Origin of the sequence: Nocardia noduli (assembly GCF_019038455.1) — a bacterium.
GTDB classification, from domain to species: domain Bacteria; phylum Actinomycetota; class Actinomycetes; order Mycobacteriales; family Mycobacteriaceae; genus Nocardia; species Nocardia noduli.
In genome coordinates, this window is record NZ_JAFMPL010000003.1 from 150,446 (window position 1) to 163,056 (window position 12,611).

Genomic DNA, 12,611 nt, shown 5'->3' on the forward strand with positions numbered 1-12,611 from the left:
AAGCCCGGTCGCCCGCACCGTTATGCGCGATAGGTGCGGGCGACCAGGGCCGATCGTAGGTACCAGAGTCCGGACGGCTGCGACGGGTCGAATCCGGTCAACTGGCCGATCCGTTTGAGGCGGTAGTCGACGGTGTTGGTGTGCACATGCAGGACCCGGGCGGTGCGCTGCCGGTTGAGGTTGTTGGCGATGTGCCGCTGCAATGTCTCGAGGAGTTCGGGGTGCGCGTCCAGCGGATCGAGGAGGGAGCCGAGATATTCGCGGCCGGGGCCGGGGCGGGTCAGCTGGTATTCGAGCGCCAGCTCGTCGAAGCGGTACATGCCGGGCACGGCCTGGAGTCGCTGCACCATGTCGAGGAGTTCGTGCGCCTGGTCCGCGGCGTCGGGGATCTGCGCGGGGGCCGCGTCGATCATCGTCGCGGTGATACCGACCTGGGCCGCGTGCGACAACTGGGTGATCAGCGCGTCGAGTTCGGCGCTGTCGAAGGTGGCCGACGGTACGAGTACGGTGCCGCCGTCCACACTGAGCAACGACAACGCGTTGTTGCCGCACCGGGTCGCGAGTTCGGCCTGTACCCGCCGGAGTTTGCGGCGTGCGACGACCTGGCTGTCCACCGCGGGATTGTGTTCCTCGCGATGCGGCGGAATCGCCACCGCCACCACCGCGTAGGAATCCGCGATGGCGATACCGCATTCCCGTGCCATGGTCGATGTGCTGTGCCCGCCGAGCAGCGCCGAGGTCAGCGTGTGCACCGCGGTGTGGTGTTCGCTGACCACCGAGCGCAGTTCGCGCACGTAGGCGACCGAGATGGCGGAGGTGATCTGGTCGAGCATCTCCAGCACGGCCTTGGCGCCGACGACGAGATTGTCGTAGTCCTTGATCGAGGCGCCCGAGACGACGAGGTCGAGCCCCATCTTGAAACCCTCGTGGATCGAGTGGTGGATGGTGTCGATCGGTACACCTTCGCGTGCCCATCCCGCCGCGGCGTCCTGGAGCCGCTGGAGTTTGGTGGGGATGTCCTTGCCGTCGAGCATGCTGATCGCGAACTCCAGGCAGACCCGGGTGATCGCGGTGACGTCGCCGGTGATCGCGTCTCCGGGTAGCGTTCCGCAGGGCACCACGTTCTCCACGAAGTGGCCCACCATCTGGCGTGACAGCGTGCGTATGTCCTGCAGTGGTGACGACATCGGCTTACCCGACAGGGTAAGACTCGGTCGCGCCGAGCTATCGACGGCCATTGACGACTCCTTCCGCCCCCTGAAATTAGTGTGCAACGCGTTCACACTAACTGTGGCGAGGGGCGAATGGATCGATTCGGGTGGTTCTGAGAGTCCGAGAGTGGAACTGCCTCGAGGAGTCTTCGCCCGCGGCGAGGCGGCCCTGTCTACCGATCGGTAATGAGAGGCGTCACATTTGCCGGCCGGATACATGGTTTGCCGCCTGTTTCAAACTGCTCCGGAACGCTCTTCGCGATCGTAAAAACACCGTTAACAAATTGTAATTGCCCTGGTAGCTGTGGTACCTCCAATTTTCCATTTTAAATACCGAGGAGTTGGTTTTTGCTATCTGCCCCACGGTGCGATGAACTGACCGTGAACAGCGGGGTTTCGGATATTCGGAAGTTCTCGCGCCTTCGGGTGCTTGGTGTCCCGAAATAAAGATGCCCCCAATTGTTGGGGGAGATTGTCTGGGACGCGTTGCGCCCATGTGTCCGGCGCAATGTGATGGCATGCCGACTCACATGCGGCGAAAAAGATAGCCAATCACTTGCCTATGGGTGAGAGGTGCTGTCCGGCAGCACATTTGGAATTGCAGGCATGTGATCCGCGGTGTACAGATTGGGACATGGCGCAACTGTGATCGCTGACAGGTGCGCGAAGTGACGAGATATGACGCGTGACAGTCTCGGTTGTCGATGTCGGAGGGCAAGTGATCGCAGTCTTGGGTGGCGTTGAATCATGCATCGACCAGGGATTATTCATGTTTCATCCCTCGTCGGGCACCGCCGTCGCAGGTGCAGTGCCCGCCGCGGAATCGGTGGGCTCCGAGGTAGCCGGAGGGGGAAATAATCGTGTCCGATGAAATTACCGAGCGCGTGGGGGAACTCTTCCGCGCCGGACTTCAAGTGGCATACATCGATGTCGACACGCCATTGCTGGACTATGGCCTGGACTCCGTACGATCCGCCGAAATCGTCATCGAACTCGAGCGCGCCTTCGGTGTCGAGCTGCTCGACGAAGAGGTCGCCACGCTCCATACCGCGCGTGACGTGATCGACTGTGTTTCGGCGAAGTACCGCAGTCCCACCGAGGTCGGGGCATAGGGTCCGTGGCATCGATAGCGCGAAAGATCACGGCCCGAGTCCCCGGGGAATCGGACGTGACGCGGGAACTGTTCGACGATTTCGCCCGGCACAATCGGCCCGGGCTGGCGCGGTTGCTTCGCGCCTGTCACCTGGACGTGGTGTACGCGGGCGCCGAGGGCGATCACCTGATCGAGGCCGACGGCACCCGCGTCCTCGACCTGGTCGGAGGCTTCGGAGCTGCGCTTTTCGGCCATAATCACCCGGCGCTGGTACGTGTGGCGACGGCGCGATTGAACCAACAGCACCCCTTCGTGTCCCAGGGCAGCATCCGACCGGGGGCCGCCCGTCTGGCCAGAAGGCTCTCGGATCTGGTGGGCTCGACGACCGGCCGGGACTACGTGGTGACCCTCGGGTCGACCGGTGCCGACGCGGTCGAGGCCGCGGTGCGACATGCCGCGGTGGCACACGCGCGACGTCTCGCGGACCTACGAACCGAACTGCGACGAGCGCTGCGGCGGGTCCGCCGCGACGGCCTGGACACGGTGCGTCCCTTCACTGCGACTGGGACGGTGCCCGCGCACGGCGCCGTCGCGAACCTGTCGACCGCGGAAATCCTCGAGGATTCGCTGCGTGTCATCGATGCGGTCGAGGCCAGGGGACCCGTGTACATTTCGCTGGCCAACGCGTTTCACGGGAAGTCCGCGGGCGCCTTCGCCCTGACCGAACAGGCCGATACACCTGCGGATCTCATCGTTCCGGGGCCGGAACGATACCGGCTCGCGGACTGGTCGCCCGACGCTGTCGGGCGCGCGTTCGCCGCGGAACTGCGCACCGTGTATCGAATCACGGTGGACGGCGCGGGCAGGCCATCGATGTCTCAGACATCGGTCTCGCCGGTCGCCGCGGTCTTCGCCGAGCCGATCCAGGGCGAGGGCGGCGTGCGCGAAGTTCCCGTCGAAACCCTGGCCGCATTGCGCGCGCTGGCCGACCGGCATTCGGCGGCGCTGGTCTTCGACGAGATCCAGTGCGGTATGGGGCGGACGGGAACGTTTCTCGCCTCGGCGCCTTCGGGGGTCACGGCGGATTACTACCTGCTGTCGAAATCGCTCGGCGGTGGCTTGATGAAGATCTCGGCCCTGCTGGTCGACCGGGCCGCGTCGGTCTCCGATTTCGGTCGCTATCACACGTCGACCTTCGCCGACGACGAACTCTCCTGCGCGGTCGCCGAGAGCGCGCTCGACCTGTTGCACGACAACCAGATCCGCATCTCCGATGCCGGTGCGCGGCTGCGCGCGCGGCTCGACGGGATCGCGGTCCGGTGGCCGAGCGTCATCGCGGGCGTGCGTGGACGCGGCCTGCTCCAGGGGATCGAAATCTTCCCGCCGACACCGGAATCGGCGCTGCTGCGCGAGATCTGCGACCCCGACATGTTCGGCTACGTGGTGGCGGGCTATCTGCTGCACACCCATCGGATCCGCATGCTGCCGACGCTGTCCGCGCCGACCACCCTGCGTATCCAGCCTTCGGCCTTCCTGTCCGAAGCGGATATGGTCCGGGTCGAGAACGCGCTCGACCAACTCGCCGCCCTGCTGCACCGTGGCGATCTGGCCACTCTGCTCGCGCATCTCGCGGTGCCCGCCGAAACGAGTTGGCCGGTGCCGGAGGAGAAATCGCCGTCGCCACGGCGGCTGCCGGAGGTCGCCAGGGCGTGGGACGCGCCGAACCGGGTCGTCTTCCTGGCCAATCTGCCAGAAGCGGCGGACCTGCGCAGATTCGCACCCGAACTCGCCGAATGGTCCGACGAGCAGTTCGCGGCGCTGTTCGAGCGACTGCGCGGCGTGGCCGAGCCGTTCGAGCTGACCAGGCAGCTGGTCACCTCACCGACCGGTGCCACCGTCGAGGTCTGCCTGATCGCGGTCCCGATCTCGGCCGAGCAGATCATCGAATGCCAACGGGCCGGGCACCGGGCCTGGCTGCGTGATCTGGTGCTGGAAGGCGTCGAACAGGCGATCACCCTCGGCGCGTCGGTAATCGGACTCGGCGGCTACACCTCGATAGTCACCAACGCCTCCCGCGATGTGGTCGAGGACGCCGTCACGGTGACTTCGGGAAACTCGCTCACCGCCGCGTGCGCCTTCGAGGTGGTGCGTAGTGAGCTCGAACGACTGGCGCCGGGACAGCGCCGCGTCGGAATACTCGGCGCGCTCGGCAATATCGGCGCGGTGATGGCGGAATTGATCGCGCCGCTTGCCGATTCGGTGGTCCTGGTCGGCAGGCCGGGATCGGCGAGGCGGTTGCGCAAGGTCGCCGACGACCTCGCAGGCGTGACCGGCCCCGGTGTGCTGGAGATCAGCGAGGACCTCGCCGTGCTACGCGAATGCCATATCGTGCTGACCGCGACGAATTCCGCTGTGCCACTGCTGACTCCGGATCTGCTCGCCACCGATCACTCGGTGCTGGTCTACGACCTGGCCGTCCCCGGTGACGTGCATCCCGACGTCGCCGATCTGCCCGGCGTCACGCTCGTCTCCGGCGGACGCATGGCGCTTCCGCTCGGCCAGACCCCTCCCTTTCCCGAAACCGGTCTGCCCGCCGGTGTCGTCTACGCGTGCATGGCCGAGACCCTGCTTCTCGGTTTCGAGCCGGGGACGGTGAGTCCCTCCTACGGCGGACTGACCGTCGCGGGCGTCAGGGCGGCCCGCGAGTTGGCGGCACGCCACGAGGTACGCCCGGTTCTGCTTCCGACAGGAGCCCCCATCGTGTCCGATAGTCCGACACTCGCGCCGATGTTTCTCGGCGCGGCCGATTTCGTCCAGGAACGAGCAGGCGGCAAGGCCGCTACCCTGCACGAACTCGTCGCCGCGGGTTTCGAGGTGCCGCCGGGGTTCGTCCTGCCCGCCGATCTGGACCTGGACGATGTCACCGACGACGACCTCACCCGCTGGGTGCAGGCGGTCGGTGGTTTCCCGGTCGCCGCGCGTTCGAGCGGAGTGCTGGAAGATCTCGACGACGCCAGTTTCGCCGGACAGTACGAGTCGTACCTGGACATCACCGACGTGACCGCGCTGCGCGGGCATATCACCGAGTGCCGGGATTCGGTGCACAACGACCGCGTCCGGACCTATCTGGCCAAACACGGCTACACCGAGGCGACGGCGTCGGTGGCCGTGCTCGTGCAGCGCATGGTCGAAGCCCGTTACGCCGGTGTGGGTTTCAGCATCGACGCGCTCAGCGGCAACGAGGACGACGCGATCGTGGAATGCTGCGCCGGACTGGGTGAGCGCCTGGTCTCGGGCCACGTGACCCCGACGCGGTACACGCTGCGACTGGTCGACGGCAGTGTCGTCGATCGGGACGCGGGCGGCGAGGACATCGACCTCGAGCCGGCGGCGACGACCGGATTGGCCGCCCTGATGCTGGCGGTGCAGGCCTACCGGCACCGGCCCCAGGACATCGAATGGGCCATCGACGGCGCGGGCAAGTTGTGGTTGCTCCAGTCCCGTGCCATCACCGCCATCAGCTGGCGCACCGATATCGATCAGTTCTCCGACGCCGATCTGCGCGACGGTGGCGTCTCGGCGCGCGTCTGCACGCCGCTGATGTTCTCCCTGTACGACAACGCCTTCCAGTATTCGATGCAGTCGTTCTTCCAGCGGCTGAAGCTGGCCGATCCCGGAGTCGAACCGGACTGGATGGCCATGTACTACGGCCGCGCCTACTGGAATGTCAGCGCGGTCAAGCAGTGCTTCTTCAAGATTCCTGGTTTCGACGAACAGCATTTCGACGACGACCTCGGCGTGCTGAACGAATACGGCGCCGACGGTCCGCACCGCACGCCGACCAATGCCAAGACCATCGCCAGGGCGTTGCCCGCGGCGGTCGCCGTGCAGCAGAGCTACCGCGATCAGCTCGCGGCGGTCGACGCGTTCGCGGCGGAATGGCCCGCGAAGTACGCGGGATGGCGGACCCGGGTGCGGGATCTGGCACAGACCGACGAAGCGACTTTCGCCGCCGACCTCGCCGACTGCCTGCTGACGTTCCACGCCGTCACCGAACGCACCTACTTCACCACCATCTACAACAACTCCAGCGTGCAGACCGACTTCAAGCAGGCGTTGGACAAGGTCGACGCCGCGACCGGCGGGACGACCTCGGCCATCGACCTGATGGGCGGACTGGCCGATATCAGCCATATGCAGTTGCAGCGGGCGATCGTCGTCCTGCACGGTGTGGCCCGTGACCGCGGACTCGACAGCGCCGAATGGGACGCCGCGCTGGCGGAATTCCTCGCCGAACAGGGCTTCCACGCCGACGCCGAACTGGATCTGACCTGCCCGCGCTGGTCGGAGTCGCCCGAGCGAGTGCGCTCGATGATCTCGATCATGCTCGATCACGGCACCCCGCCCGCGAATCCCGATGTGTCGCTGGTGGATCAGCGCAAACGCTACGAGGACGAACTCGCGGCGGTCCGGGCCAGGGTGCGTGCCAAGCCGCTGGTGCGGATGAAATTCGCCAAGGGGCTGGAGAAGAATGTCGACCGGATGCGGCGGTATCTGGTCGCGCGGGAACGGATGCGCGAATTCTCCTCGCAGTGCTACGCGATCGTGCGCGCCTACGTCGTCGAAGCCGGTGTCCGCCTCGCCGCCGCGGGCACGCTCGACAACGCCGACGACGTATTCCAGCTGACCATCAACGAATTGAGCGATCTGGTCTCGGGTCGGGTCGAGGTGGCCGAACTGGCCGACGCCATCGCCTATCGCGGCGCGATGTACGCCGGGTACCGCGATCTGGTCCCGCCGCACGAACTCGGCGGTGGCGTGACGGTCGGCGCGGTCCGTGACATCGGCGACGGCGATCTGACCGGACTCGGGTGCAGCCCGGGCGTCGCCGAGGGCACCGCGCGGGTGATCACCTCGCTGGCCGATATCGAGCAATTGCGCGAGGGCGATATCCTCGTCACCCGTTTCACCGATCCCGGATGGACACCCGCCCTCGGCCTGGTGGCCGCCGTGGTGACCGAGGTCGGCGGCATGCTGTCCCACGCCGCGGTGATCGGCCGCGAGTACGGCATCCCCGCGGTGCTCAACGTCGCGGGCGCGACGACGGCGATCCGCTCCGGACAACGTGTACGCGTCGACGGCCGCGCCGGTGTGATCTCGGTACTGGAAGCCTCCGAAGCCACGGAATCCACAGCGGTCCCGATGCCCGCGGAAGTCGTTGTCCCGCACGAGAGCCGGATCGAATCGAAATCCGCACCGACGGGGGGCACGGAAGAGACTGACGACACCAGTATCACCACACCGACCTCCGGCGGTGTGGAAGACCATGCGGCGGAACGTGTTCCCGCCATGGCGGGTAGCGCCGCCGCCGCGTCGACCGCGCGGACCACGACGCGCCCGGTGACGGCACTCCCCGAATCCGCCCCCGCGTCATCGAGGGACGCCGTCCGATCTGTACCGAGAAGGGATGAGAAACTGACCGCACGCAAGCGCCTGATCTGCATCGCGGGGGCCGACGGCTCCGGCAAGACCACGCAGGTCGCCAGGATCGCCGCGGAATTCGAGGCGCAGGGCCAGAGTGTCGCCGCGGTGACCATCTGGGACGCTTTCCTCGATCCGAAGGTCTCCTCGAAACTGCCGTGGCGCAACCCGTCGGAGATCTACGGCTACCTCAAGATCCTGTCGCCGCTGAGCCGGGCGCATTTCCTGTTCCACGCGATGCAGCTGTCCTTCGACCTCGCCTCGGCGCGCGGCGTCGACATCATGCTCGCCAACGCCTACTGGTACAAGTACTACGCCACCGAGGTCGCCCACGGTGGCGATCCGACGGTGCTGCGTCAGCTGACCGCGGGATTCCCGGAACCGGATCGCACCTTCTATCTCACCCTCAGTCCGCAGGACGCGTTGGGCCGCAAGCAATTGCGCAGCGATTACGAGAGCGGTTACGGCGACGAGAAGGCGTTCCTGGACTTCCAGCAGCAGAGCCACGAGGCGCTGGAGGCGCTGTCCTCGGAACTGGGCTGGGTGCGACTGGACGGCACCGACGCGCCCGCCGCCATCACCAAGGACATCCTCGCGCAGTTGCGGGAGGACGACCGATGACCCGCCGCGTCGCCATCGTCGGTATCGACGGCGCGGGCAAATCCTCGGTCATGGCCCGGCTGCGTGAACTCGCACCGGCCGGGGATCCGGATGCCTTCGCCGCCATGACCTGCCCGGACTTCCACCACACCCGTGATGTCCCGCTCACCGAGTTGTCCACGCAGCTCAAGGCCTTCAGCGTCGGCTGCGACGAGATCTCCAGTCTGGAGATGAAGGCGACCGCCATGTATTTGCAGATGACGCTGTTCGGTCCGGTGGAACGGCATTTCCTCGACACCTGGTCTCCGGACGTGCTGGTGTTCGAACGTCATCCGCTGATCGAACTCCAGGTCTACGGACCGCTGTATGTGGCGCTGGCCGGGCCGGATTGGAACGGTCACGACCGCGAACACGAGATCGCGGCGGTGCTGGAGCGGCATCGCCCCGGAACGTTCGACGACATTCTGGCCTGGCAGCACAGCCAGGCGGCCCGGCTGGGCAGCGCGCGCGACATCTGGTCGCTGCTGTCCGAGATCGCCGACCTGGTCGGACGCGATATCACGGCGTCGGTCGCCGGCTTCGCGGCCCGATTCCGCACGACCCTGCCCGATGCCGTGCTCTGGCTCGATGTTCCGCCCGAGCAGGCCGCGGTCCGATGCGCGCTGCGATCCGGCGAGGGCATGGAGGAGGCGCACGAGACGGCGGAACGTCTGGCGCTGCTGCGCGAGGGATACCTGCGGGTTCGCGACACCCTGGCCTCGGCATTCCCCGAGATCGGATTCCATCGCATCGACACCGCCGACGGCGTCGATCTGGACGAGTCGGTTCGCGCCTGTGTGAGGGAAGGAAAACTCTTCGGATGAGTGCACAAACCCGTTCCACCGCCGAGATCGAGTCACGGGTCCGTGCCATCGTCGGCGAGGTGCTGTGGGTCGCCGCGGACGACATCCGCGCCGCCGCGCAGCTCATCGATTACGGCCTCGACTCGCCGACCGCCATCGAACTGACCATCCAGCTGGAGCAGGAGTTCGGTATCGAGATTCCCGAGGACGCCGCGTCACGATTGAACACCGTCGACGACATCGTCGCCTATGTCAGGGACGACTCGTGAGCGCCCTGCGTCCCCGGCATCCGAGCATCGTGCACGCGCTGTTCGCGAATGCCGAACGAGGTGCACAGGCACCGTCGACGATCTTCGCCCCCGAGCGGGTCGGCGACAGCGCGGCCGATGATATCCGTTGGCGCCACGACGATCTCGCGGTGGCGGCCTGCCGGTCGGCCGCGGCATTGGCGAGCGCCGGGGTGCGCCCGGGTGACCGGGTGATGCTGTGCCTGCCCACCTCACCGGAATTCGTGACCGCGTTCTTCGGTGCGCTGGTACTCGGCGCCGTGCCGACCGCCGTCGCCACCCCGGGCGGATTCGGTTCGTCGGACCTGTTCTACGACAAATTCCGCAGATTGGCCGCCTACCTGGAGCCGAGAGCGGTGATCGCGTCGGCGGGTGTGCTCGAAGCGGCCGGACTCGGCGCCGACCTCACCGCGATCGACAGCGCGTCGTTGCACGGATCGGCCGTCTCGCCGACGGCGCCCGCCCTCGCCCCCCGAATGCCCGAACCCGACGAGATCGCCTTCATCCAGTCGACGTCCGGATCCACCGGCACCCCGAAGGGCGTGCAGATCACCCACGCCAATCTGGCCGCCAACTGCGAGCAGATCGCGGTGGCCGCGTCGATGGATATCGGCGACACCTGGGTCGGCTGGCTGCCCCTGCACCACGACATGGGGCTGATCGGGGGATTCCTCACCCCGGTCTTCACCGCCAACGACGCGGTGGTGATGCCGCCGAGCCGATTCCTGCGCAAACCGGGCGACTGGCTGCGCGCGGTCGGCCGGTATCGCGGGACATTCACCGCCGCACCGAATTTCGCCTACGGATATGCCGCGGCCAGGGTCACCGACGAGGAGATGGCCGGGGTCGACCTGTCGAGTTGGCGCTTCCTGTTCTGCGGTGCCGAGCCGATCCACGCCCCCACGGTGCAGCGCTTCATCGATCGTTTCAAGGCGTGGGGACTGCCGGAAGACGCACTCGTGCCCTGCTACGGCATGGCGGAAGCGTCACTGGCCGTAACGGTTTCCCGTCCGCACGCACCGGTCGCGTTCGACTCGATCTCGCGGCGCGCGCTCACCGCGGACGGGCTGGTCGTCGACGTCGACGTCGATGATCCCGACGCCATGCAGATCGTCGATTGCGGCGAGCCGGTACTGGGCACCGAGGTGCGGATCGTCGACGCCGACAACCTGCCGGTCATCGAGGATGTGGTCGGACGCATCCAGTTCCGCGGTCCGTCGACCACGGTGGGCTACTTCCGGCTGCCGGAGGCGACCGCGTCGTCGCGCGCCCAGGACTGGTGGGACACCGGCGATATCGGGTATCTGCGCGCGGGCCGGTTGCGCATCACCGGCAGGCAGAAGGATCTGATCATCATCCGGGGCGCGAACTACCTGCCCACCGATTTCGAGATCGCCGCCGAGGAGGTGCCGGGTGTGCGGCCCGGCGGAGCCGCGGCGGTCGGATACGCCGACGCCGAAGGATTGTCCGAGGACCTGTACCTGATCGTGGAATCGGCCGTCGACCCGGCCGCATACGACGAGTTGCGGCGCGCGGTCCGGGTCGCGGTCAGCAAGCGCACGGGAATACTGGCCGCCGACGTGGTGGTGGTACCGCCGCGCGGCATTCCCAAGACGACCAGCGGCAAGGTGCAGCGGGCCCAGGCCCGCGCGCTGTTCGTCGAGCGCGGCGCGCCCGAACCGGTCGGAGCCGGGGGAGCCGGATGAGCGGGGCACGCCCGAGAACACTGACGGGTCCCTCGTCCCGGAATCCGCTGGGTTTCTACCCCGCCTACCGGTCCGACCCGTTGACACTGTTCTACGAACAGGCCGTCGCCCACCGGGGCAGCGTGCGGTTGCGGCTGGCCAACCAGCACGTGCACCTGCTCGTCGAACCCGACCACATCAACCAGGTGCTCGTCACCGGCGCGGCCAAGTACCGCAAGGGCATCAGCTACCAGAGCCTGAATCACCTGCTCGGGCCCGGTCTGCTGACCAGCGGCGGCGAACTGTGGAAACGTCAACGCGCGCTGATCAAACCGGCGTTCGGGCGCAGGCACGTCGACACCGAGATCCCGCTCATGGTCGCGTGCGGGCAGCGCATGCTCGAACGACTCGACGCCCGCGCCGCCGAAGGCGCGCCGTTCGATCTGGTGCCCGAGGTCATGGGATTCGCGGCCGACGTGGTGTGCCGCGCGGTGATGGGCGCCGATATCGACGGCATCCTGCCCCAGATCGAGGACGACGTCCGCGACGGGGTGGACTGGGTGATGCGCCACATGGCCGCGCCGATCCAGCTGCCGCCCGGCCTGCCCACGCCGGCGAACCGCCGATTCCGTGGCGTACTCGCGCGCCTGCACCGGGTGGTCGACGACGTCATCGCGGGCAATCGCGATACCGCGGGGGAACAGGCGCATTCGCTGCTCGCCAGGTTGCTGGCCGCCCGCGACGACGCCGGTCACGCCATGGACGACGAACAACTGCGCCACGAGGTCCTGACCTTCCTGCTGGCCGGGCACGAGACCACCGGCGGCGCGCTGGCGTGGACGGTCTACGAGCTGTGCCGCAATCCCGCGGTGCTGGCGCGGGTGCGCGACGAGATCGACACGACCCTGAGCGTGACCGCGATCGAGAACGCGCTGCCCGCACTCGAATCGACCGGGCGCTCCATCGACGAGGCCATGCGCCTGCACCCGCCGGCGTGGGCGTTCAGCCGCACCGCGATCGAAGCCGACAGTTTCGACACCTTCGATCTGGAACCGGGGGCGATCGTGGTGATCAGTCCCTTCGTGAACCACCGATTCCCCGATTTCTGGCAATCGCCGCTCACCTTCGATCCCGAGCGTTTCACCAGGGAACGCGCCCGCGCGCGTCCGCCGTTCCGCTACTTCCCCTTCGGCTGGGGCGCGCACCTGTGCGTCGGTCAGCACATGGCCCTGGTGGAGGTGCGGGTCGGCCTCGCGATGTTGTTGTCGCGCTACGACATCGAACTGGTGAACGGCCTGCGGGTGCGTGAGAACCCCGAGATCTCCAATACCCCCGATCCGGTGCTGGTCCGGCTCACCCGCCGACAGCACGCGGCCCCCGCCGAGGACACCTTGGCCGAGGCCGCGCGATGA

At 67.1% G+C, this 12,611-nt stretch carries 7 protein-coding genes; 6 read left to right on the top strand and 1 reads right to left on the bottom strand.

Features of this window, described 5'->3' with window-relative positions; all coding sequences use genetic code 11:
- Positions 1–20: 20 nt before the first annotated feature.
- Positions 21–1,238, bottom strand: coding sequence for a PucR family transcriptional regulator (locus JZ792_RS03790; RefSeq protein ID WP_109524370.1), 1,218 nt, complete (start codon positions 1,236–1,238; stop codon positions 21–23).
- A gap of 833 nt (positions 1,239–2,071) precedes the next feature.
- Here JZ792_RS03790 and JZ792_RS03795 point away from each other — a divergent pair.
- Genes JZ792_RS03795 through JZ792_RS03820 form a run of 6 tightly spaced genes read left to right on the top strand, consistent with a single transcriptional unit; the run spans position 2,072 to position 12,611 of the window.
- Positions 2,072–2,323, top strand: coding sequence for an acyl carrier protein (locus JZ792_RS03795; protein ID WP_157978374.1), 252 nt, complete (start codon positions 2,072–2,074; stop codon positions 2,321–2,323).
- Positions 2,324–2,379: 56 nt separating this feature from the next.
- Positions 2,380–8,406, top strand: coding sequence for an aminotransferase class III-fold pyridoxal phosphate-dependent enzyme (locus tag JZ792_RS03800; RefSeq protein ID WP_216906857.1), 6,027 nt, complete (start codon positions 2,380–2,382; stop codon positions 8,404–8,406).
- The gene (locus JZ792_RS03805; RefSeq protein ID WP_216906859.1) at positions 8,403–9,248 is read left to right on the top strand and encodes a nucleoside/nucleotide kinase family protein; all 846 of its coding nucleotides are present in this window, start codon (positions 8,403–8,405) and stop codon (positions 9,246–9,248) included. Before JZ792_RS03800 ends, JZ792_RS03805 begins: the two co-directional genes overlap by 4 nt.
- Positions 9,245–9,496, top strand: a complete 252-nt coding sequence (locus JZ792_RS03810; protein WP_216906861.1) for an acyl carrier protein — start codon at positions 9,245–9,247, stop codon at positions 9,494–9,496. Before JZ792_RS03805 ends, JZ792_RS03810 begins: the two co-directional genes overlap by 4 nt.
- Positions 9,493–11,220 (top strand): fatty acyl-AMP ligase, encoded by a 1,728-nt coding sequence (locus JZ792_RS03815; protein WP_216906863.1) that lies wholly within the window; start codon positions 9,493–9,495, stop codon positions 11,218–11,220. Before JZ792_RS03810 ends, JZ792_RS03815 begins: the two co-directional genes overlap by 4 nt.
- Positions 11,217–12,611: a cytochrome P450 gene (locus JZ792_RS03820; protein WP_216906866.1), complete on the top strand. Its 1,395-nt coding sequence runs from the start codon at positions 11,217–11,219 to the stop codon at positions 12,609–12,611. Before JZ792_RS03815 ends, JZ792_RS03820 begins: the two co-directional genes overlap by 4 nt.

What these genes read in the sequence shown, in the direction of transcription:
- JZ792_RS03790 (WP_109524370.1), bottom strand. Translation starts at nt 1,238, where the DNA reads ATGGCCGTCGATAGCTCGGCGCGACCGAGTCTTACCCTGTCGGGTAAG.
- JZ792_RS03805 (WP_216906859.1), top strand. Translation starts at nt 8,403, where the DNA reads ATGACCCGCCGCGTCGCCATCGTCGGTATCGACGGCGCGGGCAAATCC.
- JZ792_RS03810 (WP_216906861.1), top strand. Translation starts at nt 9,245, where the DNA reads ATGAGTGCACAAACCCGTTCCACCGCCGAGATCGAGTCACGGGTCCGT.
- JZ792_RS03820 (WP_216906866.1), top strand. Translation starts at nt 11,217, where the DNA reads ATGAGCGGGGCACGCCCGAGAACACTGACGGGTCCCTCGTCCCGGAAT.